This is a genomic window from Streptomyces sp. NPDC085866 (assembly GCF_044541035.1).
Lineage (GTDB): Bacteria > Actinomycetota > Actinomycetes > Streptomycetales > Streptomycetaceae > Streptomyces.
The window spans coordinates 1-26,273 of record NZ_JBITSQ010000006.1; the positions used below are offsets into that span (position 1 = coordinate 1).

Sequence of the window (26,273 nt, forward strand, 5' to 3'; positions counted from 1 at the left end):
TGTTGAGTTCTCAAGGAACGGTCGCTTCCTTTGTACTCACCCTCTCGGGCTTTCCTCCGGGCTTCCCTTCGGTGTTTCCGACTCTATCAGACCTTCTCTCGATCCGATTTCCTCGGCGCTTTCCAGGTTTCCGCTCTCGCGGTTTCCTTTTCGGCGGCTCCGACTTTATCAGAAGTCTTTGGCCGGTCTGACCGGCCGCTCATTTCTGAGTAGTAAGTCGGGGGTGCTTCTCAGGGTCACAGTCGCGACGCCTCGGGAAGCAGACAGACTCTAAACGATCAGCCCTGAACTGTCCAGTTCTAGGCAACTCATTGAATCTACCTCCCCACTCCACCCGTGTCAACGGGTCTTGCGGGGCGCAGAGGAGACTAGCAGCTCACAGGCCCCGAACGCACATCAGGCGGCCGTGGGGACGGTCGTACTGCGTTCGGTCGCGTCGAGGTCACCCGTCTCGCCGGAGCGCACCGCGCGGCCGCCGAGGACATAGACGTACGTCAGGAAGGCCACCTCGGCCGCGACCCCTATGCCGATGCGGGCCCAGGTGGGGAGGCCGGACGGGGTGACGAAGCCTTCGATGGCGCCGGAGACGAACAGGACCAGGGCAAGGCCTATCGCCATACCCACGGCGGCCCGGCCCTCCTCGGCAAGAGCGGTACGGCGGCTTCGGGGGCCCGGGTCGATGACGGTCCAGCCCAGCCGGAGACCGGTGCCGGCGGCGACGAAGACCGCGGTCAGTTCGAGCAGGCCGTGCGGGAGGATCAGTCCGAGGAAGGTGTCGAGGCGGCCGGCGGAGGACATCAGGCCGATGCCGACGCCCAGGTTGAGCATGTTCTCGAAGAGGATCCAGAGGACGGGCAGACCGAGGAAGACGCCCAGGACCAGGCACATCGCGGCTGCCCGGGCGTTGTTCGTCCACACCTGGGCGGCGAAGGAGGCCGCAGGGTGGCTCGAGTAGTAGGTCTCGTACTCGCCGCCGGGGCGGGTCAGCTCGCGCAGCTGGCTGGGGGCCGCGATGGTCGACTGCACGTCCGGGTGGGTGCCTATCCACCAGCCCAGAAGGATCGCGATGGTGGTGGAGATGAGCGCGGTGGGCACCCACCAGTGGCGCGCGCGATAGACCGCGGCGGGGAATCCCTGACCGAGGAAGCGCGTGACGTCGCGCCATGAGGCACGGCGGGTTCCGGTGACGGCGCTGCGCGCGCGTGCCACAAGTTGGCTGAGCCGTCCCGTCAGCTGTGGATCGGGAGCGCTGGACTGGATGAGGGACAGGTGGGTGGCGGTGCGCTGGTAGAGGGCGACGAGTTCGTCGGCCTCGGCGCCGTTGAGGCGGCGCTGGCGGCGGAGCAGGGCGTCGAGGCGGTCCCATTCGGCTCGGTGTGCGGAGACGAAGACGTCCAGGTCCATCGGGTCTGCCTGCTCCTCGGCTGGTCGTCCACTGCTCTTGGTGGAGGCTCGTGATGCTGTCAGCTTGTCCTACTGCAGCGCGATGCGCCCTCAGCTTGGCAGACTTGCGCTTCACGGGGCAGACCAGGGGAAGGGCGGCGGGCGTGAGTGAGCTGGTGACCGGCGAGGCGGTGGCGCTGGAACTGCGCCCGGCCAAGCTGCCGAGCAGGGCGTTGGCGGTGCTGCTGGACCTGGTCGTGGCGGTGCTCGTGTACATAGGCGTGACCGTCGCGCTGGTGGCCGCGACTTCGTCGTTGGACGAGGCGGCCCAGCTCGCGGTGTCGATCGCGACCTTCATGTTGGTGCTGGTCGGCGGTCCGATCGCGGTGGAGACGCTCAGTCATGGGCGCTCGCTCGGGAAGCTGGCGTTCGGGCTGCGCGTGGTACGGGACGACGGTGGGCCCATCCGGTTCCGGCACGCGCTGGTGCGGGGCGCGATCGGTGTGGTCGAGATCCTGATGACGTTCGGGATCGTGGCCTGCATCGCCTCGCTGGTGTCGGCGCGGGGCCGGCGGCTCGGGGACGTCTTCGCGGGCACCCTGGTCGTACGCGAGCGGATTCCCGTGGGGCGGGCCGGTCTCGTGCCTCCGCCTCCGCCGGGGCTCGCGGGGCGGTTCGCCGAGCTGGACCTGTCGGCCGTGCCGGATGGACTGTGGCTCGCCGTCCGGCAGTACCTGACGCGGATGCAGCAGCTCGATCCTCAGGTGTCCTGGGACATGGGTCAGCGGCTCGCGGCCGATCTCGCGGCTCGCACGGGGGCCCCGGCGCCGCAGGGCGTGCACCCGGCCGCCTTCCTGGCGGCTGTGGTCCATGAGCGGCAGGCTCGCGAGGCGCGGCAGGCCTTCGGGGGCCCGGGGCCCGTGGTGGCCGGGGGTGCGCCCGCCGGCTTCGCGCCCGGCGTGCCCGCTGGTGCCGTGCCCGGTGGCTATCCTCCGCCGGTGCCTCGGACGCCCGTGGCGAACGGGTATCAGCAGCAGGCGCCGCTCTGGCCGCAGAATCCCGGTCAGCCCGGCCCGTCCCAGGCGCCGGGCCCGCCGCAGTCCCAGGCTCCGGTCGTGCCGCCCGCGTCGACGCAGCGGGACGAGTCACCGTCCGACCCGCCGGCCAAGGGTTCCGGTTCCACCGGGTTCGCTCCGCCGGCGTAGCAGGCTGCGTCGCGCCGACGGCTCGGGCGGCGTCGGCTCAGTCGAATCTCGACGGCGGTGACTGGAGGTCTTCCAGCTCGATTCCGGGCGCGGACAGGACCACGTCCCCGGCGATGTGCACGGTGTGCCGTTCGCCCGTGTCCAGGGCTGTGACCTGGTATTCGTCCACGGTCAGGGGGCCGTTGTCGGTGGCGTGTGCTTCGCTGTTCACCAAGGCCCAGGACTGGTCCACGGTGCGGGGGGCGAGGACCGGGTCCGTGAAGGCCACGAGGCGTACGCGGGTGGCGGCGGACGAGGGGGTGAGGCGCAGCAGACGGGCGGTGGCGACCAGGAACGCGGGGGACGTGCCGGTGAAGGCATGGGCGCGCACATTGCCTTCGGTGGCCTGGGTTCCGGTGGGGTCGGTACGGACCCAGGTGACGCCGTCGAGGGCGGCGCCGCGTACCTGCCAGCCTCCCGCGTGGAGTTCGAGGCGGATGGGCCGCCCGAGGTCGTCCAGGGTGAGGTCGACCGAGCCGCTGTGGTCTCCCGCGGGGGTGGTCAGCTGGGAGACGTAGCGCCAGCCGGACGGGCCGGGGGCGCACTGGAAGTGTTCTTCTGCGAGGGGGGTGTGATCGTGCGGATCGTGGAGCGAATAGCGGCCGCGCGGCATGGGGGTCCTGGGGCTTGACGGGTGGGTCCGGCCTGAGACCAAAGGGGCAGGCCCCCGGCACGGGGGTGCGGGGGCCTGCCTCGGAGGAACTGGCTGCGGACCTACGAACTCAGTAGCGGTAGTGGTCCGACTTGTACGGGCCGTCGACCTCCACGCCGATGTACGCGGCCTGCTCGGGGCGCAGCTGGGTGAGCTTCACGCCGAGCGCGTCCAGGTGGAGACGGGCGACCTTCTCGTCGAGGTGCTTGGGCAGCGTGTAGACGCCGGTCGGGTACTCGTCGGGCTTGGTGAACAGCTCGATCTGGGCCAGGGTCTGGTCAGCGAAGGAGTTGGACATCACGAACGACGGGTGCCCGGTGGCGTTGCCCAGGTTCAGCAGGCGGCCCTCGGACAGCACGATGATCTTCTTGCCGTCCGGGAAGGTCCAGGTGTGGACCTGCGGCTTGACCTCGTCCTTGACGATGCCGGGGACCTTGGCGAGGCCGGCCATGTCGATCTCGTTGTCGAAGTGGCCGATGTTGCCGACGATGGCCTGGTGCTTCATCTTGGCCATGTCCGAGGCCATGATGATGTCCTTGTTGCCGGTCGTGGTGATGAAGATGTCGGCCTTGTCGATGACCTCTTCGAGGGTCGTGACCTGGTAGCCGTCCATCGCCGCCTGCAGGGCGCAGATCGGGTCGATCTCGGTGACGATCACGCGGGCGCCCTGGCCGCGCAGGGACTCGGCGCAGCCCTTGCCGACGTCGCCGTAGCCGCAGACGACAGCGGTCTTGCCGCCGATCAGGACGTCGGTGGCGCGGTTGATGCCGTCGACCAGGGAGTGGCGGCAGCCGTACTTGTTGTCGAACTTCGACTTGGTGACGGCGTCGTTGACGTTGATCGCCGGGAAGAGAAGGACGCCGTCGCGCTGCATCTCGTACAGGCGGTGGACGCCGGTGGTGGTCTCCTCGGTGACACCGCGGATCTCGGAGGCCAGCTGGGTCCACTTCTGGGGGTCCTCGCCCAGGGTGCGGTGCAGCAGCTGGAGGATGACGCGGTGCTCGTCGGACTCGGCGGTCTCCAGACCGGGGACCTTGCCGTCCTTCTCGTACTCGACGCCCTTGTGGACGAGGAGGGTGGCGTCACCGCCGTCGTCCAGGATCATGTTCGGGCCGCCGGTGGGGCTGTCCGGCCAGGTCAGCGCCTGCTCGGTGCACCACCAGTACTCCTCCAGGGTCTCGCCCTTCCAGGCGAAGACCGGGATGCCCTGCGGGTTGTCGGGCGTGCCGTTCGGGCCGACGGCGATGGCGGCGGCCGCGTGGTCCTGGGTGGAGAAGATGTTGCAGGACGCCCAGCGGACCTGCGCGCCCAGGGCGACGAGGGTCTCGATGAGCACGGCGGTCTGCACGGTCATGTGCAGGGAGCCGGTGACACGGGCGCCGGCGAGGGGCTGCGCCTCGGCGTACTCCTTGCGGATCGCCATGAGGCCCGGCATCTCGTGCTCGGCGAGGGTGATCTCCTTGCGGCCGAACTCGGCCAGGGAGAGGTCGGCGACCTTGAAGTCCTGTCGGTTCTCGACAGTCGTCATTGCGAGCTGCTCCTCGGGGTTGGGTCGAGGTGGGTACGGCTGGTCTGCGCGGCTGCGGACACAGGGGTGCCCGAGAAGAGGCACAGGCATGCCCACGTCCGCGCAGCGCAGTCCGTCGGAGGCCCTCTCTCCCTCGGTCGGTCCGCAGGGGGACCGCCCGACCGCCATCAGCAGCGACGTCTGGCTCCGTCCCAAGCTACACCGGAGGTCCGGGTCGTCCCCAGTCCGCATGCGAACAGTTCAGGTCGTTCCGGGGACGTGGCCGGGGGTCGGAGCGGGGTTTCGCGGGCTGGTCGGCAGGTGGCGGGAGAGCGTGGGCGGAAGGCCTCAGACCGGCATGACCTGGGACTTTCGCACCTTTGAGCCGGGGGTTGGGTGCCCGCTCCGCCGGGCCTGCACCGGCTTCTCTCCTGGCCGGGGAAGAGTTACCGCGCGACGAGTCCACGGCGAGCGGTTGTCGTCCGCGCCGCGGACGAGACGCCTGCGGGCGCGCCTGCGGTACGACGGCGAAGGGCGCCGACGGTGCCGCCGGCGCCCTGGCCTGTGGAGGTGACTCGGGGTGGGCCCCTCAGTGACCGACGGGGTGCGGGGTCGGGCCGCCCGGGGTCGCCTCCGGGTCCGGGCCCTTGGCGGCCTCGGCCTCGCTGTAGATGTCCGGCTCCAGGTAGATGACCCGGGCGATGGGGACGGCGGCGCGGATGCGGGCCTCGGCCGCGTTGATGGCGCTCGCGACCTCGGCGGCCGTGTCGTCGTGCTGGACGGCGATCTTGGCGGCGATCAGCAGCTCCTCGGGGCCGAGGTGGAGCGTGCGCATGTGGATGACGCCGGTGACGGTGTCGCCGTCGACGATCGCGGCCTCGATCTTCTTGACCTCGTCGATGCCCGCGGCCTCGCCGAGCAGCAGCGACTTGGTCTCCGCGGCCAGGACCAGGGCGATCAGGACGAGCAGGACGCCGATGCAGACGGTGCCGATGCCGTCCCAGACACCGTCGCCGGTGAGCAGGGCGAGGCCGACGCCGCCGAGGGCGAGGACCAGACCGATGAGCGCGCCGAAGTCCTCCAGCAGGACCACCGGCAGCTCGGGTGCCTTGGCGCGGCGGATGAACTGCGACCAGGAGAGCTTGCCCCGCAGCTCGTTCGACTCCTTGATGGCCGTACGGAACGAGAAGCCCTCGGCGATGATCGCGAACACGAGGACGCCCACCGGCCAGTACCAGTGCTCGATCTGGTGCGGGTGCAGGATCTTCTCGTAGCCCTCGTAGATGGCGAACATGCCGCCGACGGAGAACAGGACGATCGACACGAGGAAGGCGTAGATGTACCGCTCGCGGCCGTAGCCGAAGGGGTGCTGGGGGGTCGCCTCGCGCTGGGCCTTCTTGCCGCCGACCAGGAGCAGGAACTGGTTCCCCGAGTCGGCGAGCGAGTGGACGCCCTCGGCGAGCATCGACGAGGAGCCACTGAACGCGAACGCCACGAACTTCGATGCCGCGATCGCGAGGTTGGCGCCGAGTGCCGCCACGATCGCCTTGGTACCGCCTGACGCGCTCATGTGTCCGCGTTGTCCCTTCGCCCTCGTCCGTCCACGCCGTCCGGGCGTGTGCCCGGCTTTGCCCGTGCTTTGCCGGTGGGCCATTCTTGCAGCCCGCCCGGGCGGCGACGCCTCAGGTGTCCACAGCCCCGGTCATACGATCACAGTGGCGCGGAAGACCGTGCCCGCACCGGACACCTCGGCCTTCTCGTCGGCGGGGACGAAGACCGACTGGCCGGGGGCGAGTTCGTGTTCGCCCGCCCGGACGGAACCGGCCGTGCAGAGCAGGATCTGCGGGGTGTGCAGGGTGAGGTCGTGGGTGGTGCCGCCCTCGGGGAGCACGTACCGGGAGAGCCGGAACTCGTCGATCGGCGTCTCGTAGACCTCCTCGCCGTCCGGGGAGGCCTCGGGGCGCAGCACGCCCGGGTCGCCGGCCTCGAAGCGGACGATACGCAGGAGTTCGGGGACGTCGACGTGCTTGGGGGTCAGGCCGCAGCGCAGGACGTTGTCGGAGTTGGCCATGATCTCGACGCCGAGGCCGTTGAGGTAGGCGTGCGGGATGCCGGCGCCGAGGAACAGGGCCTCGCCGGGCTGCAGGCGGACGTGGTTGAGCAGCATCGCCGCGATGACGCCGGGGTCGCCCGGGTAGTGGTGGGCGAGATCGGCGTAGGGCGCGTAGTCGCCGCCGAGACGGGTGCAGGCGGCGGTGGCCTCGGCGACCGTGTGGGCCATCTCCTCCGGGTCGGCGCTGAGGACCGCCGTGAGGACCTCGCGCAGGGCCGCGTCCTCGGGGTGTGCGTGCAGCAGGTCGACGTACGGCTTCAGGGAGTCGACGCCGAGACCGTCGAGCAGACCCGCCGCCCGGACCGGGTCACGGAAGCCGCACAGGCCGTCGAACTCGGTGAGCGCGCAGATCAGTTCCGGCTTGTGGTTGGCGTCCTTGTAGTTGCGGTGCGGGGCGTCGACGGGGATGCCGCGCCGCTCCTCGTCGGCGTAGCCCTCCTTGGCCTGTGCCAGGTCGGGATGCACCTGGAGGGAGAGGGGGGCGCCGGCGGCGAGGATCTTGAGCAGGAAGGGCAGGTGGGGGCCGAACTTGGCGACCGCCTCCGCTCCCAGTTCCCTCTCCGGGTCGGCGTCGATGACCTCGACGAGCGTCCCGCGCGCGGTGCGCGAGGGAGCACCCGGGTGTGCTCCCATCCACATCTCCGCCTGCGGTTCGCCGGTCGGCTCCACTCCGAGCAGGTGCGGAATGGCGGTGGGGGAACCCCAGGCGTAGGGGCGGACGGTGTTGTCGAGGCGGTCCATGTGGTTTCTCTGTCTCCGTTGCGTACGCTGCTCGGCCGGCGCCGTCGCCGGGTCCCGCACCGGTGGTGGGCGCGGGACCGGACGACCTGGAGCAAGGTCAGGCCCCGGAAGCGAGCGCCAGGTAAACGGCGGCGAAATCCGTGATGGCGATCAGTTCCGCGAGGGTCTCCAGATCGCCGCCCTCCTCCGGTTCCAGCTCGCTGATCGGTGTGTCGTGGCTGAGGGCCAGGTCACGCGCGCCGGGGGCGGCGGTGAGGCCGCCGATCGGGCGGTCGCGGAGCAGCACCACGCGCGCGTGCAACGCGGGCGTCTCCTCCACGCGGTCGCGGAAGAAGTCCTCGGGGTCGGCGCTGGCCGCGAGGGGACCGGCCAGCAGGGCGCTGTGCGCGGCGAGTGCCTCGGGGAGCTCGGCGACCAGGGCGGGGCGGCCCGCCAGCTCGGCGAGGGCGGCGGAGAAGCGGCGGCCCGCGGGCCCGGCCGAGCTGCCCTCCGTCCAGACGACGGGCAGCGCGTCGGCGAGCTCGGCGGCCAGGGTCTTGGCTGGGTTGCTGTAGGTCGCGATGGCCGGGCCGCAGCGTTCGGCGATGTTGTCCAGGCGGTCGGCGACCTTCTCCAGGGCGTCCGGCCCGGCGGTGAGCAGACCGATGCGGTCGAGAAGGGCCAGCAGCGGGGTGAGCAGGGCCCAGAAGACGCCCGAGGAGGACGCGGCGAGGGGTTCTTCCTGGTCGTAGGGCGACGTCGCCATCGGTACGAACAGGCCGTGCGCGCCCGCCATCGCCTCGGCGAGCGGGGTGCCGGCGGGAGCCACGGCGACGACCGAGGACCCGCGGCGGTAGGCCTGCTCGGCCAGCATGGAGAGGCTGGGTTCGGTGCCGTCCGGGGTGGCGATCAGCAGCAGGTCCACGGAGCCGGCCCAGCCCGGGAGGTCCCAGCGCAGGGCGCCCGCGGCCGGGGCGACGCCCGTCGGGGCCAATCGGGTGACGGGGCTGCCGGGGCCGGCGAGGCTGCTGATGAAGTCGGCCGTGTGGGTGGCGGCTGCTCCCGGGCCCGCGATCAGGACGGCGCGGGGCCGTCCGTCGGGCTTGAGGTCGCCGACGCCGGCCTCGATGGCGTGCCGGGCCGCGGTGCGGACGCGGGCGCCGGCCTCCGCCGCGCCGCGGAGGAGGCCTCGTCGGTCGGCCTCGGCGAGGCCCTCCGGGGCGTCGAGCAGCGATTCGTCGAGCATGGGCGGCAGCCTCCGATCGCCGGGGGTCCTGTGCGGGGGGTCGAGCGCGGGGGTGGGCGCCTCGCCGTTGCGGGGCGGTGGGCCACTTACGCGGGGCGGCGGGCCTCGTCGACGAGCAGGACCGGGATGCCGTCACGGACGGGGTACGCCAGGCCGCAGTCCTGGCCGGTGCAGATCAGCTCGGTGTCCTGCTCCTTGAGGGGGGCGTGGCAGGCAGGGCAGGCGAGGATCTCCAGAAGGCCGGCTTCGAGCGGCATGGGGTTTCCCTTCGGGGGTGACGGCTTTGCTGATGTCCGGTCAGCGTACCGCTGGTGGGTGGGTTGAGCTGGGCTTGCGTGCCGCCCAGGGGCTCTGTCCCCTGGGCACCCGGACTTTTTTCCCACCCGCGCACCCGTCTCGATCGGCTGAGAAGCGAGGTCCCGGTGATACGGCTCACCTGGTCCGGAAGGGCAGGGGGGCCTCAGGGGCGGGTTTCGTGGGTCAGGCCCTGATGATCGCCAGTGCCTCGTCTCGGATCTGGGTCATCGTTGCCTCGTCCTTCGCCTCGGCGTTCAGCCGGAGGAGGGGCTCCGTGTTGGACGGGCGGACGTTGAACCACCAGTCGGCGGCGGAGACCGTGAGGCCGTCGAGGTCGTCGAGGGTGATGCCGGGGCGGCCCTCGTAGGCGGCGCGGATCGCGGCGAGGCGGGCGGTCTGGTCGGCGACCGTGGAGTTGATCTCGCCGGAGCCCGCGTAGCGGTCGTACTGCGCGACGAGGGCGGACAGGGGGCCGTCCTGTCCGCCGAGGGCCGCGAGGACGTGCAGGGCCGCCAGCATGCCCGTGTCGGCGTTCCAGAAGTCCTTGAAGTAGTAGTGGGCGGAGTGCTCGCCGCCGAAGATCGCGCCGGAGCGGGCCATCTCGGCCTTGATGAAGGAATGGCCGACGCGGGTACGGGCCGGGGTGCCGCCGTTCTCCTTCACCACCTCCGGGACCGTGCGGGAGGTGATCAGGTTGTGGATCACCGTGCCCCTGCCGCCGTTGCGGGCCAGCTCGCGGGCGGCGACCAGCGCGGTGATCGCCGACGGGGAGACCGGGTCGCCGTTCTCGTCCACGACGAAGCAGCGGTCGGCGTCGCCGTCGAAGGCGATGCCCAGGTCGGCTCCCTCCTCCGGGACCCGCTTCTGCAGGTCCACGATGTTGGCCGGGTCGAGCGGGTTGGCCTCGTGGTTCGGGAAGGTGCCGTCCAGTTCGAAGTACATCGGGACGACGGTCAGGGGCAGGCCGGCGAAGACCGTGGGGACCGTATGGCCGCCCATGCCGTTACCGGCGTCGACCACGACCTTCAGGGGGCGGATGGAGGTCAGGTCGACGAGGGAGCGGAGGTGCGCCGCGTAATCCTCCAACGTCTCGCGCGTGGTGAGGGTTCCCGGCTCGGCGACCGGTTCGGGGGCACCCGACTCCAGCCAGCGCTCGGCCAGTTCACGGATCTGCGTGAGGCCCGTGTCCTGGCCGACGGGGGCGGCGCCCGCGCGGCACATCTTGATCCCGTTGTACTGCGCCGGGTTGTGGGAGGCCGTGAACATCGCGCCCGGGAGGTTCAGCGCGCCGGAGGCGTAGTACAGCTGGTCCGTGGAGCACAGGCCGATCTCGGTGACGTCCACGCCGCGGTCCGCCGCACCGCGTGCGAAGGCGCGGGACAGGGCGGGGGACGAGGGGCGCATGTCGTGGCCGACGACGATCGCCACCGCACCCGTCACCTCGGCGAAGGCGGCACCGAAGAGGCCGGCCAGCGACTCGTCCCACTGGTCCGGGACCACTCCGCGTACGTCGTACGCCTTCACGATCTGCGACAGATCAGCAGCCACGGCCAACCCTCCTGAAAGTCCTATGGGTGCCCACAAACTACCCGTCAGGGGTAAGGGGCGGGTGTGCGGACACCAAGTGGACCCTGAGGCGCCTCTGAGCCGTAACGCGGGGCGGGGGTGGTGCGGGGTGACGCCTGAGGGCCGACTGCCGTTGGGCGGGGCTCAGTTGTCCGGGGAACGCAGGACGCGCAGGTGGCCGCGGCGGGCGACCTCCATGGGGTCCGCCGTACGCCCTCCGCCGCCCGCCTGGGCCGCGCGCTCCTGGGGGCGGGCCGCCTCGCGCACGGCGTTGGCAAGCGCTTCGAGATCGTCGCCGCTGGGCCGTGCGGGAGCGGAGCCGTCGAGAAGACGGACGACCTCCCAGCCACGCGGGGCGGTGAGGCGCTCGGAGTGCTCGGCACACAGGTCGTAGCAGTGGGGTTCGGCGTAGGTGGCGAGCGGGCCGAGGACCGCGGTCGAGTCGGCGTAGACGTACGTCAGCGTCGCGACGGCGGGTCGGCCGCAGGCGGTTCGCGAACAGCGACGTACAGGGCTCACGACGTTGGACGGTACCGCACTCTTGAGCGGGCCGCGACGACTCTCCACCAGGTCACTCCACCGTGTCGTGCTGTGAGACGCCCCACACACCCCTCCGAACACGCCCTTCTGACCTGCGGGGACGGGCCTGTTGGAGGTGCCGGTCGGGAATCCGCCAGGTCATGAGTCGGTACAAACAACGTCAATTGCCTTGAGTTCGGCGGTCTTGGAGGGTTACGGAAACGAGCCAGACCTTGGCCGGAATGGTCATCCTGTGACACGGGGGTGTCGGTGGCCGATCGCCGTGCGGTCGGGGGCCGGTTGCCGCGCGGGCGCCGGGCGGGGCGAGCGTACGGGGACTACGCTTCACCAGTGATGGACAACCGTGTACCGCCCCGTGCCGCCGGCCCCGGGCCCCGTCGACGTGATCGTCACGGGCGGGGCATGAGGGGGCCTATCGCGCCGCCGCAGGTGCCGTTGGCGGCCAGCCGCGCCGAGGTGTTCGCCGACCTCGTGCAGGACTCCGTGGAGCGTCTCGAGCGGCGGTGGCCGCAGCTGGCCGACATCGACTTTCTGGTGCTCGAGGTGCCTCGGCTGGAGGGGCGGAGCACCGAGGCGTGGAGCGACGAGGCTGTGCCGTTGGGCGGGATCATTCCTGCGCGGGACGGACGGCGGGCTCGGGTCGTGGTGTACCGGCGGCCGGTGGAGATCCGGACCAAGGGGCGGGACGAGCGGGCCGCGCTGGTGCACGAGGTGGTGGTGGAGCAGGTGGCCGAGCTGTTGGGGCTGACTCCGGAGACCGTTGATCCTCGCTACGGGGAGGACTAGCCGGGTTTTCCGGTTGCCCGTTGCCGCGGTCGGCCGGGGGTCGGCTTCGCCCCGGCCCCGCTCCTGACCGGCTACTTCTGCAGTACCGACAAGTCCTCGTCCGCTTCCGGTACCGCCACCAGACCTCGGTCACTCGGGATGGTTTGGATGGTGAAGCCCGGGATGCCGGATTCTGTGGCCGAGAGGGTTCGGGCGCCGTAGAGGGGGGCGTCCGAGGTGGGTTCCACCGTGAGGGCGTAGGTGCCCTTCAGACCTGAGGGGACGGGGGCCGAAATGTCCTGGGTGGTGCCGGACTTGATCGTGTAGGTCTTCGTCACCGGGGTGCCGCCCTCGCTGCCCGCCGAGGCGGTGACCTTGACCGTGACCGTCGCGGTGGGGGCGGTCAGGGAGAGGGTCGAGGACTTGCCGCTGTTGTCGGCCGACGTCGCGCGCGTGCCGACGGGGGCCGTGGCGGGGATGAACGCCGTCTCCTGTTTGGCTCCCTTGCCGCGGATCACGCGCAGTGCCGCCACGACCGGGACCGACTGGTCCGTGGGCGTCAGCACCAGGGAGCCCGCCTCGCCGCGGGTGACGTCGCGGAGGTCGGCCGCGGTGGTCATGCCTGACTTGACGTGCAGAGTCTCGTTCCCGGCCGGGGTGATCAGGCCGTCGGGCGAGGCCAGGCGGACCTTCAGGTCCGCGTCGGCGTCGCCGGGCGTGAAGGCGATGAGGCGGACGTCGGTGGCGTCCTTCGGGATGCCGGGCAGGACCAGGCTGCCGGCCGGGTCGGCGGCCGCGGCCAGCCAGTCGCCGCCCACCTTGTCGTCCAGGGCCTGCACCGCCGCGCCGACCCGCCCGCTGCGCACGTTGACGTGCACCGTCAGGTCGGTCTGCTGCTCGTCGGTGAGGGTGGACAGGAGGATGGGCTTGCTCGAGTGCGGGGGGATCGTGAAGCCGTCCGGCACCGTGGACTTGATCGCGCCGCCCTTGCCGTACAGCTCGATGTCGACGACCGCGGCGGAGTCGTCCGGGTTGGTGAGGTGCACGTAGTCGGTGCGGTCGGTGGCCGTGCTGGCGCCCGGGAACCAGAACTCGGTGTCCGGGGCGGTGCAGTTGACGCCCTGGAGGCCGCGGCCGGTACCCGCGACGATCTCGGTGGTCTCCTGGACGGTCCAGCCCGGCGCGAACTTCCCGTCGGCTGTGCCGACCAGCGCGGGCCCGTCGGCACCGGAGGTGTCACCGGTGACCGGTGTGCCGGGTTCCTTCGGGGTGAGGACCGGCTTCTCGGCCTTCTTCTTGGTGCCCTTGCCGGTCTTGGTGCCGCTCGTGCCGTCCGCCGACTGCTCGGTGGCCGCCTGGAGTTCGGCCTTGCCGCCGCTCGCCGCGTCCTTGGTCACGGGCGTGAACGACGTGTACGACGTGTCGGCGATGTCGGAGAGGCTGGGCGCGGGGCACACCAGGCTGGCGCGCTCCACGGGCAGCTCGGCGGCCGCCTTGGCGGTGCTCGCGCCGGACGCGGACGGTGTGTCGAGCGCGGCGAAGGCGGTGACGGCTGCCAGTGCGGTCGTGCCGGCGATCAGGGACAGGGTCGTGCGGTTCACTGCTGGCTCCCGTCGGGGCGCTCGCTGCCGGTGCCGTAGGGGTGCTGGGCCTGGTCGTAGCCCTGCTGGTACGCCGTCGGGTCGTACGGCATCTGCCCGTCCGTACCGCCGTAGGCGTAGGGGTCGTACTGGCCGTTCTGGTACGGATCGGGCTGGTACGCCTGCTGGTCGTAACCGCCTGCCGGGTACTGGCCCGCGCCCTGGTACTGGTCGGTGCCGTAGCCGGTGTACTCGGTGGCCTGGTAGGACGCGGCGTCCCAGTCGGCGTACTGCTGCTGGTGCGGGACGGCGGCCGGGACCTCCTCCGGGACGGGAGGCACGCCGGGCTGTTCCTGGTCGGCCGCTTCCTCGGCCTGGGCGCGCAGGCGGCGGGCGCGGCGGCCCTCGCCCGCGGTGGCCTGGGCGGGCAGCGGCTGCTCCTCGGGGAGGTCGTCGTCGATGTCGCGGCGGCGGCCGGGCAGGGCGAGGACGACGAGGACGACGGCGAGCGCGCCCTGGGTCCACAGCCAGGCGGTGTGGGTGACCGGGGCGTCGTAGGTGACGTCGAGCCTGCCGCCGGTGGCGGGCAGCTGGAAGCCCTGGGCCCAGCCGTCGACCGTGGTGCGGGTGAGCGGCCTGCCGTCCAGGGTGGCCGTCCAGCCGTCGGCGGTGGCGTCGGCCAGGCGCAGGACGCGACTGCCCGCGCCCGAGGGGACGGTGGTGTGGATCTCCACCGGCCCGGCGGCGACGGGCTGGGCGGCGCCGGAGCCGCCCGCGGACACGATGGTGGCGCGGGAGACCTGCTGGTCGACCCGCCACAGGGCGCTGCCGTTCTGCTGGCTGAGCCTGCTCAGGCCGTGCGTGGCGTCCAGGACGCGGGTGATCTCGCGGGGTGCGCCCTTGTGGACGAGGACGTAGCGGACCGCGAAGCCGCCGAGCTGGCCGGCCTGGTCGGCGCCGGAGCCGGCGACGAGGTTGGCGACGACCTTGTCGAGCTTGGCGTTCTCGCCGTCGGCGGCGGCGAGTTCGGCGTCTCCCAGGCGGGCGCCGGAGCCGCGGACGAGGGTGTAGCGCACGCGCGCGGTGGAGTCGCTGTCGAGGATCAGGGTGCGGGCCTGGTCGGCGGTGGTGGCGTCCTCTGCGACGAACGCGGGGACCTGCACCGGGTCGCGGCGCTCCAGCGGGCCGTCGGCGCCGCGGATCATCCAGCCGGCGGCGACGAGCAGCGGGCCCGCGGCCGAGGCGAAGGCGATGAGGGCGGCGACCGGCTGGCGCCAGCCGAAGCTCTGCTCGGCCACGCGCGCGCGTGCCCCGTCGGCGCCGAGCGCGGCGGCGGCCAGCAGGGCGATGCCGTAGACGAGGGTGGCGGGTCCGGCCCAGGTGGAGTGGTTGGACAGGACGCCGAAGACGAGGCCGACCAGGGCGACCGCCCAGGCGGTCCGGATGCCCAACTGGCGTTCGGAGCGCAGGAGTGCGGCCAGGGCGGCGAGGACGATGCCGATGAGCATCAGGCCGTGGACGGTGCCGGGGCCGCCCGGGCTCGCGCCGAGCAGGTCGAGCGCGGTGGCGGACGAGGATCCGTACTCCAGGCCCGCTTCCTTGAAGAAGCCGGTCGGGAGCAGGGTGAGCGACCAGGGGGCGAGGACCAGCAGCGGGGTGCCGAGCTGGGCGACGAAGCGCAGGCCGTGGGCGACGAGGTCGCCGCGGCGCAGGACCAGCACGCCGAGGCCGAGGATCAGGGCGATGGGCCAGACGATCGGCGTGAACGCGGTGGTGACGGTCAGCAGCAGCGCGTACGCCCAGGTGGCGCGCCAGCTGCCGCGCGCGCCGGAGGCATGGGCGAGGCCGCTCGCGGCGATGCCCGCGCGCGCGATGAGCGGCAGCAGCACGGCGAGGACGGCGGTGCCGATGCGGCCGCCGGCCAGGGCGCCGGTGGCGGCGGGCAGGAAGGCGTAGGCGATGGCCGCCCAGGCGCGCAGCAGGCGGGAGGTGACGAGCGGCCGGGAGGCGAAGTAGGCGGTGAAGCCGGCCAGCGGCACCGAGCAGACCAGCAGGACGGTGACCGCGAGCCCGGTGGAGCCGAACAGGATCGACGCGAGCGCCGCCACGACGGCGAGGTAGGGCGGTGCGGACGGGGTGCCGCCGGCGCCGACGGGGTGCCAGCTGTCCGCGAAGCGGGACCAGAGGTCGCCGGCGTCGGCCGGGGCGGGCAGCAGGGCGCCGCCCGCGAGCGCGCCACCGCCGAGCAGGGCGCGGCAGGCGGCGAGGGAGACGAGGAGGAGAGCCAGGAAGAGCACCGGGCCGGGCTTGCGGGCGATCCGCTTGAGCCGGGCGAACTGCTCGATCTCCAGGAATTCGGCGTCGTCGCCGCCGGGACCCGACTCCACGGCGCCGCCGTGCCGGCCGGCCGAGGCGGTGTCGGTGTCGGAGCCGCCGGAGAAGTTGCCGGCGATCTGTTCCACGGTGGCGCGGACGGTGGCGCCGGGCGGCGGGAAGAGCTGGCGCAGTTCGCCCTTGTCGATCTGCGAGGCTCCGCGGCGGCGCCGTCCGGCGAGGATCCGCTCGGGCCGCAGCAGGGTGCCGAGCAGGCCGCGGATCTCGTCGACGGCCTGTCCCGGGACCTTGCCGACGAGATAGGCGACGGTCCGCAGGAGGGTGCCGAGGACGAGCCGCAGCAGCACCCAGGGCAGCACGGCGGCACGGGCGTTGACGAGGAGGGTGTAGACGGCGCCGGCCTTGTCGACCTTGTGCGGGGAAGCGGCGGTGCGGCCCACACAGTCGACGGTACGGCGCTCGCGGGAGGCCGCCTCGGCGTGCCGAACGACCGCCTCGGGGGCGATGAGGACGCGGTGTCCGGCCTGGTGGGCGCGCCAGCACAGGTCGACGTCGTCGCGCATCAGGGGCAGCCGGCGGTCGAATCCGCCGAGCTGTTCGAAAACGTCGCGGCGGATGAGCATGCCGGCGGTGGATACGGACAGCACGGTGCGGACGTGGTCGTGCTGGCCCTGGTCCTGTTCGCGGCGGTCCAGGCCGGTCCAGCGGCGGCCGGAGTTGGCGATGGAGACGCCGACCTCCAGCAGTTGCCTGCGGTCGTACCAGCCGCGCAGCTTGGGGCCGACGACCGCCACGTCGTCGCGGCCCAGTTCGATCTCGTTCTCGACGACGCGGAGCAGCTGGGCGAGGGCGTCGGGTTCGGGCGCGCAGTCGTCGTGCAGCAGCCACAGCCACTGGACGGGCTCGCCGTGCGGCAGTTCGGGCATGTCGTAGGCGTCGTCGCGCCACGAGCGGGTGACCGGGTCCCAGCCGCTGGGGCGCTTGAGGTACGGCAGCTCGTCCGGGGTGAGGACGGGGACGGTGCGGCACGCCTCCTCGACGGCCTGGCCGAAGCCGGTGCGCCGGGCGAGGTGCAGCACGCGGTCGTCGCCGAGGGCCTCGGTGACCAGCTGGGCGGAGTCGTCCGCGCTGCCGGTGTCGGCCGCCACCGCGTACTGGACGGGGCGCTCCTGGCCGAGCAGCCCGGCGAGCGCGTCGGGCAGCCAGCGGGCGCCGTCGTGGGAGACGAGGACCGCGGTCACCACATGACGCGGGAACTCAGGAGTGGCAGCCTGCTCTTGGGCTGCCGTATGGCTGTGCACGGACATCGAGGTACGGGCCCCGGTTCGATGGACTGCGGTGGACGCCTGTGCCCACGGGGGGCAGCGGGGCGTCTCGGACGAGCGACCACACTATCGGCTGGCCATGACGACGGCCCGCCGCCTGTGGATAACCCACTGGCAACGGGCCGTTCGCGTAGCTTGTGTGTGTTTGTACCTTCAGACGGCGGCCTTCTTCAGGCGGCGGCGCTCACGCTCGGACAGACCGCCCCAGATGCCGAAGCGCTCGTCGTTGGCGAGGGCGTACTCGAGGCATTCGGAGCGCACCTCGCAGGCGAGGCAGACCTTCTTCGCCTCTCTGGTGGAGCCGCCCTTCTCGGGGAAGAAGGACTCGGGGTCGGTCTGGGCGCACAGCGCGCGCTCCTGCCAGCCGAGTTCCTCGTCCGCGTCGTCGACCAGCAGTTGCTGCACCAGCTCGGTCATGTGCGCCCCTCGTCTGTCTTTCGCGTCCCCGTGCGTAGCCGTTACCGATTTCGGCTGAACGACACGAGTGAAATTACAAGTGTGCTGCTCCGGGCGAGTCAAGCCGAGATCTGCTATTGAGCCCGTTATTCACTCTGCGGAACCAAGGCCGTGCGGAAAGTGTTCAAATCGCCATATACCTTGACACGCAAGCGAGGCCCAGAGGGGCGACGGACCCCGTACGGACCTTTGTACGAAGAAGGACGCCCCCGCGTTCGATCGCGTTCCGCGAGGCTTGAGCGCTCGGATGTGCGCCATGTGTCCTCGGGGTCAGGTGAACAAACCTTTCACCTGACAGATGAACCGGATGAGGTGAAGCATGTCCCACATTCCGGGCGCCGAGTTGACAGTGCGGGTGTGAACCGCTGTCCTAGGGGGCATGCTCGCGAACTTGGCACTCACCTCGACCCGCACCGCCGGGTCCTTCGGTGCTGCCCAGGTCCGCTGTAGCTGTTGTTGCTGTCCCAGCTGTTGAGCCCGACGCGCTCCGGCTGTCGCCGAGTCCTGTGACCCGGCCGTCTCCTCCTTTGCAGAACCCCAGTTCAGGGCACCCACTCTTCCGCTCTTCCGCCGAGGAATCACAGCATCCCCATGAACAGCGACAGCGACCTCCAGATCGCCGGCGACATCCTCGAAGTCCCGCACCTGCTCCAGCCACCGCGCGAGCACCCGGCCACCGTCGCCGAGTTCGTGGGCCTCGCCCGCGAGATCGCCGCCGACCGCTCCCAGTGGGCGCACCTCGTCCGCTACGACGCCACCACCCGCTGGTACCACCGGCTGCGCACCGGTCCTGGCTACGAGGTATGGCTGCTGTCCTGGGTGCCCGGGCAGGGCAGCGGGCTGCACGACCACGGCCGCTCCTCCGGTGTCCTCACCGTGCTGGAGGGCGAGCTGACCGAGCGGACCGAGCGGACCACGCGCGCGCTGACGCCCGGCGCGCAGCGGGTGTTCGCGCCCGGGTACGTGCACGAGGTGGTGAACGACGCGCTGGAGCCGGCGGTGAGCCTGCACGTCTACTACCCGGGCCTGACCGAGATGCCGATGCACACGGCCCAGCACTGCGAGGCGCGCACCGAGCCGCGCCCGGTGACCGCCTGAGCGATCGACGCCCGGCAGATCATCGGTCGACGGTCCGGCCGGTGGACCGTCCGGCCGATCGACCGTCCGGCCGAATGATCGTCTGGCCGATTGACCACCTGACGCGTTGTCGTACCCGCCTGCCAGACTTGTCCCCATGCGCATTGTGGTTCTGGCAGGCGGCATCGGTGGTGCCCGGTTCCTGCGCGGTCTGAAGCAGGCCGCGCCGAACGCGGACATCACGGTGATCGGCAACACCGGTGACGACATCCACCTCTTCGGGCTGAAGGTCTGCCCGGACCTCGACACGGTGATGTACACGCTGGGTGGCGGCATCAACGAGGAGCAGGGCTGGGGGCGGACCGACGAGACCTTCCACCTCAAGGAGGAACTGGCGGCCTACGGCGTCGGCCCGAACTGGTTCGGGCTCGGCGACCGGGATTTCGCCACGCACATCGTGCGGACCCAGATGCTGGGCGCGGGCTATCCGCTGAGCGCGGTCACCGAGGCGCTGTGCGACCGCTGGAAGCCGGGCGTGAGGCTGATCCCGATGACCGACGACCGCGTGGAGACGCACGTGGCGGTCGAGACGGACGGCGAGCGCAAGGCGATCCATTTCCAGGAGTACTGGGTACGGCTGCGCGCCTCGGTCCCGGCCGAGGCGGTCGTGCCGGTCGGTGCCGAGCAGGCCAAGCCCGCGCCCGGTGTCCTGGAGGCCATCGCCGAGGCCGACGTCATCCTCTTCCCGCCGTCCAACCCGGTCGTGTCCATCGGCACGATCCTGGCCGTGCCCGGCATCCGGGAGGCGATCGCGGACGCGGGCGTGCCGGTGGTGGGCCTCTCCCCCATCGTCGGTGACGCGCCCGTGCGCGGGATGGCCGACAAGGTGCTCGCCGCGGTCGGCGTGGAGTCCACGGCGGCGGCGGTCGCCGAGCACTACGGCTCCGGGCTGCTGGACGGCTGGCTGGTCGACACCGTCGACGCGGGCGCGGTCGAGCGGGTCGAGGCGGACGGGATCCGCTGCAGGGCCGTACCGCTGATGATGACCGACCTGGACGCGACCGCGCAGATGGCGCGGGAGGCGCTGGCGCTCGCCGAGGAGGTGCGCGAAGCGTGAGCGAGGAGCGCGCGGAGTACCGGGTCTGGGCGCTGCCCGGCATCCCCGAGGTGCAGCAGGGCGACGATCTCGCCAAGCTGATCGCCGCGACCGAGCCCGGCCTGGTCGACGGGGACGTGCTGCTCGTGACGTCCAAGATCGTGTCCAAGGCCGAGGGGCGGGTCGTCGAGGCAGCCGATCGGGAGGCCGCGATCGACTCCGAGACCGTGCGGGTGGTGGCCCGGCGCGGCACGCTGCGCATCGTCGAGAACCGGCAGGGCCTGGTCATGGCCGCCGCCGGGGTCGACGCCTCCAACACCCCTGCCGGGACCGTGCTGTTGCTGCCCGAGGACCCGGACGCCTCCGCGCGCGCGATCCGCGACGGGCTGCGCGACACCCTCGGCGTCAACGTCGGGGTGGTCGTCACCGACACCTTCGGGCGGCCCTGGCGCTCGGGGCTCACGGACGTGGCGATCGGCGCCGCCGGGGTGCGTGTGCTGGACGATCTGCGCGGGGGCACGGACGCGTACGGCAATCCGCTCAGCGCCACCGTCGTCGCCACCGCGGACGAACTGGCCGCCGCCGGTGACCTGGTCAAGGGCAAGGCGGCGGGACGGCCGGTCGCCGTGGTGCGCGGGCTGGCCCATGCCGTGGCCGACGAGCACGGTGAGGGGGCGCGGGCGCTGGTGCGTACGGCGCAGGACGACATGTTCCGGCTCGGCACGTCCGAGGCCGTGCGGGAGGCGGTGGCCCAGCGCCGTACCGTGCGGGCCTTCACCGACGCCCCCGTGGACCCGGGCGCGGTCCGGCGTGCGGTGGCCGCGGCAGTGACCGCGCCCGCGCCGCACCACACCACACCCTGGCGGTTCGTGCTGCTGGAGTCGGAGGAGTCGCGGGTACGGCTGCTCGACGCGATGCGCGACGCGTGGATCGCGGATCTGCGCCGGGACGGCAAGAGCGAGGAGTCCATCGCCAAGCGGGTCCGGCGTGGGGACGTGTTGCGGCACGCGCCGTATCTGGCCGTGCCCTGCCTCGTCATGGACGGCTCGCACACCTACGGGGACCCGCGGCGGGACGGCGCCGAGCGGGAGATGTTCGTGGTCGCGGCCGGCGCGGGCGTGCAGAACTTCCTGGTGGCGCTGGCCGGGGAGCGGCTGGGATCGGCGTGGGTGTCCTCGACGATGTTCTGCCGGGACGTGGTGCGCGAGGTGCTGGGGCTGCCGGCGGACTGGGATCCGATGGGGGCGGTGGCGATCGGGAATCCGGCGGAGGAGCCGAGGCCGCGGCCCGAGCGGGACGCGGGGGCGTTCATCGAAGTGCGGTGAGGGCCCCGTACGACCGCCCGCTCTCGCCTAGTCTCGTAGGACGGCAGCCTCGGCGGCGCCGGCACCCGCAGGACTCGTAGGACTCGGACTTGTAGGACTCATTCGTGGCAGGACGATTCGCTCCACGGCCCACTCGCACGACCGTGCGCGGTGGGGAGGTCGCCGTGCCCGCCGGAGTGCCCCGGCAGGGTGCGGGGGCCGCTGTGCGGGTGCGGAGCTGGGTGCCGGACGAGCCGCTCGATCTCGGGCTGGTGCTGGGGCCGCTGCGGCGCGGGCCGGCCGATCCTACGTTCCGGGCGACGCGGGACGGGTCCGTGTGGCGGGCCTGCCGGACGCCCGCCGGGCCCGGGACGCTGCGGGTGTACGTCCACGGCGGTGAGGTGCGCGCGGAGGCGTGGGGGCCGGGTGCCGAGTGGCTGCTGGAGCAGGTGCCGGAGCTGCTCGGTGCCGCCGATGACCCGGCCGCGTTCGTGCCGCGGCACCGGGTCGTGGCGCTGGCGCGGCATCGGCGGCCGGGGCTGCGACTGACGCGGACCGGGCTGGTGCTGGAGTCGTTGATTCCGTCGGTGCTGGAGCAGAAGGTCACGACCGATGAGGCGTATCGGGCGTGGCGGTTGCTGGTGCGGAGGTTCGGGGAGCGGGCGCCCGGGCCTGCGGGGGTGAGCGAGCGGCCGATGTGGGTGATGCCGGCGCCTCGGACCTGGGCTCTGATTCCGTCCTGGGAGTGGCATCGGGCCGGGGTCGACGACAAGCGGGCCTCGACGATTCTGCGGGCCGTGCGGGTTGCTGCGCGGCTGGAGCAGGCGGTGGGCATGTCGGCGGGCGAGGCTCAGGCGCGGTTGGAGGTTGTGCCGGGGATCGGGCCGTGGACGTCGGCGGAGGTTGTGCAGCGCAGTCATGGGGCGGCGGATGCGGTGACCGTCGGGGACCTGCATCTGCCGGGCATCGTGGGGTGGGCGTTGGCCGGGGACCGGGATGCCGACGATGCGGAGATGCTGCGCCTGCTCGAGCCGTATGCGGGGCAGCGGCATCGGGCGGCTCGGTTGATCCTGCTGAGCGGGCAGGTGCCTGCGCGCAGGGCGCCGAAGATGCCCCGGGTGGACATCGGCCTGCTGTAAGGGCGTTGCTTCGGTGCCCGGTGCTGCGGCCGGCCGGGGGCGGGGTTCGCCTGCCCGCGCCGGCAGGGTGCCGCTGCGCCCACCCGTGCCGCCCCTAGCGGCACGACCGCCCGCAGCTACGCAGGTTGGCTGGGCGCCGCCCTGGCGGTACAGCTGCCCGCAGCTACGACGACATACCCAGCCGCGGGTACCAGCGGCACCTATGCAGCCGAGGGGACTGCGCTCCCTGGGGCGCGGGACTGCGTCGATATGCGACTCCGCCGCGTGGGCGCGACCAGCCCCCCGCCGGCCCGCAGGCGAGCGACGGTCCAATGGGGGTCCAGGGGCGCAGCCCCCATGGCGGGCCCCCTGCCGGCCCGCACCGCTACTGGTCGGAAGAGAAGCGGAGCGCCCCCGCCGGGATGCGGGCGTCGCACCACACGCGTACTCCCTCACGGAGTTCGTTGTCGGGGCCGACCACCGCGCCGTCGCCGATGACCGTGCCGGTGAGGACGGAGCGTTCGCCCACTCGGGCCCGGGTGCCGATGAGGGAGTCGGTGATGACGGCGCCGGGTTCGATGACGGCGCCGGGGAGGATCGTCGAGCCGAAGACCCGCGCGCCCTCCGCCACGAACGCGCCCTCGCCGACCACCGTGCCGCCGGTCAGCTTCGCGTCCGGGGCGACCGTGGCCGTGGGCAGGATCAGGCGGTCGCCGCAGCGGCCGGGGACGGCGGGGGACGGGGCCCGGCCGAGGACGAGGTCCGCCGAGCCGCGGACGAAGGCGGCGGGGGTGCCGAGGTCGAGCCAGTACGTGGAGTCGACCATGCCCTGGAGGTGGGCCCCGGCGGAGAGGAGGTCCGGGAAGGTCTCGCGTTCCACCGACACCGGGCGGCCCGCCGGGATCGTGTCGATGACCGAGCGGCGGAAGACGTACGCCCCCGCGTTGATCTGGTCGGTGACGATCTCCTCCGGTGTCTGCGGCTTCTCCAGGAAGGCGAGGACACGGCCGGTGTCGTCGGTGGGGACCAGGCCGTAGGCACGCGGGTCCGTCACCTTGGTGAGGTGCAGGGAGACGTCCGCGCCCGTCGACTCGTGGGTGTGCACGAGCCGCCTGATGTCCAGGCCCGTCAGGATGTCGCCGTTGAAGATCAGCACCGGGTCGTCGGGGCCGGAGTGCAGACGCGAGGCCACGTTGCGGATGGCGCCGCCCGTGCCGAGAGGCTCCTCCTCGGTGACGTACTCGATGTGCAGCCCGAGGGAGGCGCCGTCACCGAAGTAGGGCTCGAAGACCTCGGCGAGATAGCTCGTCGCGAGGACGATGTGCTCCACGCCCGCCGCTCTCGCCCGCGCCAGCTGGTGCGTCAGGAACGGCACCCCGGCCGCCGGGACCATGGGCTTCGGCGTGTGCACGGTGAGCGGACGCAGCCGGGTGCCTTTGCCGCCGACCAGGAGGATCGCTTCTGTCACCTGTCGTCTCTGCTTCCTGCCGGGACCGGCCGAACTACTCGTTTCGGCCGGCCAGTGTATGCAGACCGTGCGACGGTGCCCTCGTCGGCCGCGCGGTGTCCCGCGAGATCGGCGTCCGGTTTCCCCCAACCGACCCCCGCCGTCCGCGAGCCTCCCCACCCGTCCTCCTGACGGCGGTGAACGCGCGCCCCCGTGCCCTCAGCGCCCCTGATACCGCGCCGCACCGGAACGGGCGGTGCCGAGCTGGGCGTAGAGCCGCTTGCCCGGACACTCGGTGGCATACCCGTCCCGATGGCCGGAGATCACGTTCAGTCGTACGTTCTTCCCCTTTGGGTAGAGATTGCCACCGCCCGACGTGAGATATGTCTTTCCGCTGGGATTGGCCCCGAAGAGCCCGAGCTTCCACGCGGTCAGCTTGGCGACGGCCGTCACCGCGGCGGCGGACGGCTTGGTGGAGCTGTATGTGCCGATCACGGCGATGCCCATGCTGTTGCTGTTGAACCCGAGGGTGTGGGCACCCATGACCGCCTTCGCCACGCCCCCGGCCCGGCCCTCGTAGATGCTTCCGCACTTGTCGACGAGGAAGTTGTAGCCGATGTCCCGCCAGCCCATGCTCTTGACGTGGTAGCGGTAGATGCTGCGGACGACGGAGGGGGCCTGGGAGCAGGTGTAGTTGTTGCCCGAGGCGGTGTGGTGCACGAAGGCCGCCTTGACCGTCTTCGTGTAGATGAACCCGCTCTCGCGCAGTGACTCGTCCGCGCCCCAGCCGCGCCGCGTCACGATCGGCGGCCGCGGCCCGATGTACGGCTTCGCGCGCGGAACACCCCCGTTCAGGCGGGCCAGTTCCTGCTCGGTGTCCCGCCGGCCCAGCTGGGGGATCTCCAGGGCGCCGTAGGGCACGAGGTCGGTGTTGGCCGCGTAGGCGGCGACCGTCGCGTCCGTGCGGATGCCGCCGGTGCGGGGCACGTCCGCCGGCGGGCCCTGGGGCGGTGCCTCGTCCCCGGGGTCGACGAGTTCGAGGCGCAGCCCGGTCGGCAGGGACGAGTCCGGGCCGCCGGCGGGGTCGCCCCGGTCTCCGGCCGCCGGGGCCGCACGCACCCGTACGTCCACGCCGTCCGAGTCACCCACCCACAGCGGCGCGGTGGCCCCGCGCACCCGGCCCGAGGACCGTTCCGCCGTGCCCGGGTCGGCGCCGTGCTCCTCGTTGTGGGTCTCGACGTCCTGCCAGCCGGACCACGCCCGGGACGCGGTGGACCGGGTGCGCACCTGGACCCGGCCGTGCAGTTCGGCGTCCGGGTCGTCCCAGACGACGCCGACCAGCGAGAAGTGTCGTACGCCTGCGCGGTACAGGCCCTGCTCCGGGGCCGTGCCGAGACCGCGGGCGCGGGGAACGAGGGGCAGCGACCGAGTGCTGCCCGGGACCGCGGCCTCGTCCACCCGGCCCGTGGCGGCCGTCCGCTCCGCCCGTGCGGGCACGGCGGTCGCGGGCAGGGTCAGCGGGAGTGCGAGGGCGGCCGCGCACGTGACGCCGATCGAGGTAGCGCCGACGGAGGTGGTGAGGAATCCGCGCATGCCCATGATCCTGGACATGGTCATATGAATCTGTCCATCGGGGAACTGACGGGCCGTCGGGAGACGTTCCGCCGAACCGGTGGCCCCGGCGCTCGGTGCGCGGGCCGGCCCCGGCGTACTCTTGCGCGGGTGAATGCCACCGATCGCACCCCTGCCGACCTGCTGCGTTCCGCGCTCGCCGCGGATCCCGGCCGCCCCCTGGTGACCTTCTACGACGACGCCACGGGCGAACGCGTCGAACTGTCCGTCGCCACCTTCGCCAATTGGGTGGCCAAGACCGCGAACCTCCTTCAGGGCGACCTGTCCGCCGGACCCGGCGACCGGGTCGCGCTGCTGCTGCCCGCGCACTGGCAGACGGCCGTGTGGCTGCTCGCGTGTGCGTCGGTGGGGGCGGTGGCGGATGTGGCCGGAGACCCGGCCGCCGCCGACGTCGTCGTCAGCGGGCCGGACTCCCTGGAGGCGGCGCGGGCGTGCCGCGGGGAGCGGATCGCTCTCGCGCTGCGGCCGCTGGGCGGGCGGTTCCCGCAGGCGCCGGACGGCTTCGCCGACTATGCCGTGGAGGTACCGAGCCAGGGCGATCGGTTCGTGCCGTTCGCGCCCGTGGATCCCGAGGAGGCGGCGCTGATCGTCGCGGGGGCCGAGTTCAGTGGGGGCGAGGTCGTCGAGCGGGCCCTGGCGGATGCGGTGTCGCTGCGCTTGGCAGGGCCGGGATCGAGGCTGCTGTCCGCTCTGCCGTACGACACGTGGGAGGGGTTGAGCGCAGGGTTGTACGCGCCGTTGGCTGCCGGGGGGTCCGTGGTGCTGTGCAGGAATGTCGGCCGACTGGATGAGGAAGCTCTCGCCAAGCGGGTCGAGAGCGAGAGGGTGACTGTGTTGCGCCGCTGAGAGGGGGTGGGGGCGGTCATCGGGC

21 protein-coding genes are annotated in these 26,273 nt (G+C 72.2%); 7 read left to right on the plus strand and 14 right to left on the minus strand.

What is annotated here, in order from left to right:
- Positions 1-396 precede the first annotated feature (396 nt).
- A complete protein-coding gene (locus tag ACIF83_RS15725; protein ID WP_399727191.1) occupies positions 397-1,404 on the minus strand; it encodes a stage II sporulation protein M in 1,008 nt (335 codons plus the stop codon).
- 143 nt (positions 1,405-1,547) lie between these two features.
- Between ACIF83_RS15725 and ACIF83_RS15730 the strand changes: the two genes are divergently transcribed.
- Positions 1,548-2,588 (plus strand): RDD family protein, encoded by a 1,041-nt coding sequence (locus ACIF83_RS15730; protein WP_399727194.1) that lies wholly within the window; start codon positions 1,548-1,550, stop codon positions 2,586-2,588.
- Between the two features lie 37 nt (positions 2,589-2,625).
- Here the strand turns inward: ACIF83_RS15730 and ACIF83_RS15735 are convergent, their stop codons facing one another.
- The 8 genes from ACIF83_RS15735 to ACIF83_RS15770 form a co-directional block, all read right to left on the minus strand.
- Positions 2,626-3,240 carry a hypothetical protein gene (locus ACIF83_RS15735; RefSeq protein ID WP_393471355.1) on the minus strand — a complete coding sequence of 205 codons (615 nt, stop codon included), beginning with the start codon at positions 3,238-3,240 and terminating at the stop codon, positions 2,626-2,628.
- A 109-nt stretch (positions 3,241-3,349) separates the two neighbouring features.
- Positions 3,350-4,807 (minus strand): adenosylhomocysteinase, encoded by a 1,458-nt coding sequence (ahcY, locus tag ACIF83_RS15740; protein ID WP_393471358.1) that lies wholly within the window; start codon positions 4,805-4,807, stop codon positions 3,350-3,352.
- A gap of 568 nt (positions 4,808-5,375) precedes the next feature.
- A complete protein-coding gene (locus ACIF83_RS15745) occupies positions 5,376-6,356 on the minus strand; it encodes a cation diffusion facilitator family transporter (protein WP_393471360.1) in 981 nt (326 codons plus the stop codon).
- A 132-nt stretch (positions 6,357-6,488) separates the two neighbouring features.
- The gene (gene manA, locus ACIF83_RS15750; RefSeq protein ID WP_399727199.1) at positions 6,489-7,640 is read right to left on the minus strand and encodes a mannose-6-phosphate isomerase, class I; all 1,152 of its coding nucleotides are present in this window, start codon (positions 7,638-7,640) and stop codon (positions 6,489-6,491) included.
- Positions 7,641-7,737: 97 nt separating this feature from the next.
- The gene (locus tag ACIF83_RS15755; protein ID WP_393471366.1) at positions 7,738-8,865 is read right to left on the minus strand and encodes an SIS domain-containing protein; all 1,128 of its coding nucleotides are present in this window, start codon (positions 8,863-8,865) and stop codon (positions 7,738-7,740) included.
- 86 nt (positions 8,866-8,951) lie between these two features.
- Positions 8,952-9,122 (minus strand): Trm112 family protein, encoded by a 171-nt coding sequence (locus tag ACIF83_RS15760; RefSeq protein WP_007382472.1) that lies wholly within the window; start codon positions 9,120-9,122, stop codon positions 8,952-8,954.
- 223 nt (positions 9,123-9,345) lie between these two features.
- Entirely contained in the window at positions 9,346-10,710 is a 1,365-nt protein-coding gene (locus ACIF83_RS15765; protein ID WP_393471369.1) for a phosphomannomutase/phosphoglucomutase, read from the minus strand.
- Positions 10,711-10,872: 162 nt separating this feature from the next.
- On the minus strand, positions 10,873-11,295 hold the full coding sequence (locus tag ACIF83_RS15770) for a DUF3499 domain-containing protein (RefSeq protein WP_351812215.1): 423 nt from the start codon (positions 11,293-11,295) through the stop codon (positions 10,873-10,875).
- A 306-nt stretch (positions 11,296-11,601) separates the two neighbouring features.
- Here ACIF83_RS15770 and ACIF83_RS15775 point away from each other — a divergent pair, with 306 nt between their 5' ends.
- Positions 11,602-12,054, plus strand: coding sequence for a metallopeptidase family protein (locus tag ACIF83_RS15775; protein WP_393472668.1), 453 nt, complete (start codon positions 11,602-11,604; stop codon positions 12,052-12,054).
- 71 nt (positions 12,055-12,125) lie between these two features.
- Here the strand turns inward: ACIF83_RS15775 and ACIF83_RS15780 are convergent, their stop codons facing one another.
- From ACIF83_RS15780 to ACIF83_RS15790, 3 genes are all read right to left on the minus strand, one after another.
- Positions 12,126-13,634: a DUF5719 family protein gene (locus tag ACIF83_RS15780; RefSeq protein ID WP_399727204.1), complete on the minus strand. Its 1,509-nt coding sequence runs from the start codon at positions 13,632-13,634 to the stop codon at positions 12,126-12,128.
- Positions 13,631-17,254, minus strand: a complete 3,624-nt coding sequence (locus tag ACIF83_RS15785) for a glycosyltransferase (RefSeq protein ID WP_399727207.1) — start codon at positions 17,252-17,254, stop codon at positions 13,631-13,633. Before ACIF83_RS15785 ends, ACIF83_RS15780 begins: the two co-directional genes overlap by 4 nt.
- Positions 17,255-17,425: 171 nt before the next feature.
- Positions 17,426-17,689, minus strand: coding sequence for a WhiB family transcriptional regulator (locus tag ACIF83_RS15790; protein WP_003975777.1), 264 nt, complete (start codon positions 17,687-17,689; stop codon positions 17,426-17,428).
- A gap of 630 nt (positions 17,690-18,319) precedes the next feature.
- On the opposite strand from ACIF83_RS15790, the gene ACIF83_RS15795 reads away from it, so the two are divergent.
- From ACIF83_RS15795 to ACIF83_RS15810, 4 genes are all read left to right on the plus strand, one after another.
- Positions 18,320-18,826: a cysteine dioxygenase gene (locus tag ACIF83_RS15795; RefSeq protein WP_393471379.1), complete on the plus strand. Its 507-nt coding sequence runs from the start codon at positions 18,320-18,322 to the stop codon at positions 18,824-18,826.
- Between the two features lie 136 nt (positions 18,827-18,962).
- Positions 18,963-19,922 (plus strand): 2-phospho-L-lactate transferase, encoded by a 960-nt coding sequence (gene cofD / locus ACIF83_RS15800; RefSeq protein ID WP_393471382.1) that lies wholly within the window; start codon positions 18,963-18,965, stop codon positions 19,920-19,922.
- On the plus strand, positions 19,919-21,226 hold the full coding sequence (locus ACIF83_RS15805; RefSeq protein WP_399727212.1) for a coenzyme F420-0:L-glutamate ligase: 1,308 nt from the start codon (positions 19,919-19,921) through the stop codon (positions 21,224-21,226). Before cofD ends, ACIF83_RS15805 begins: the two co-directional genes overlap by 4 nt.
- 104 nt (positions 21,227-21,330) lie before the next feature.
- The gene (locus ACIF83_RS15810) at positions 21,331-22,344 is read left to right on the plus strand and encodes a DNA-3-methyladenine glycosylase family protein (RefSeq protein WP_399727215.1); all 1,014 of its coding nucleotides are present in this window, start codon (positions 21,331-21,333) and stop codon (positions 22,342-22,344) included.
- Positions 22,345-22,708: 364 nt separating this feature from the next.
- On the opposite strand, the gene ACIF83_RS15815 is transcribed toward ACIF83_RS15810, so the two are convergent.
- The gene (locus tag ACIF83_RS15815; protein ID WP_393471389.1) at positions 22,709-23,791 is read right to left on the minus strand and encodes a sugar phosphate nucleotidyltransferase; all 1,083 of its coding nucleotides are present in this window, start codon (positions 23,789-23,791) and stop codon (positions 22,709-22,711) included.
- A 198-nt stretch (positions 23,792-23,989) separates the two neighbouring features.
- Positions 23,990-25,381 carry a peptidoglycan recognition protein gene (locus tag ACIF83_RS15820; protein ID WP_399727956.1) on the minus strand — a complete coding sequence of 464 codons (1,392 nt, stop codon included), beginning with the start codon at positions 25,379-25,381 and terminating at the stop codon, positions 23,990-23,992.
- A gap of 111 nt (positions 25,382-25,492) precedes the next feature.
- Between ACIF83_RS15820 and ACIF83_RS15825 the strand changes: the two genes are divergently transcribed.
- A complete protein-coding gene (locus tag ACIF83_RS15825; RefSeq protein WP_399727218.1) occupies positions 25,493-26,248 on the plus strand; it encodes a TIGR03089 family protein in 756 nt (251 codons plus the stop codon).
- Positions 26,249-26,273: the final 25 nt, after the last annotated feature.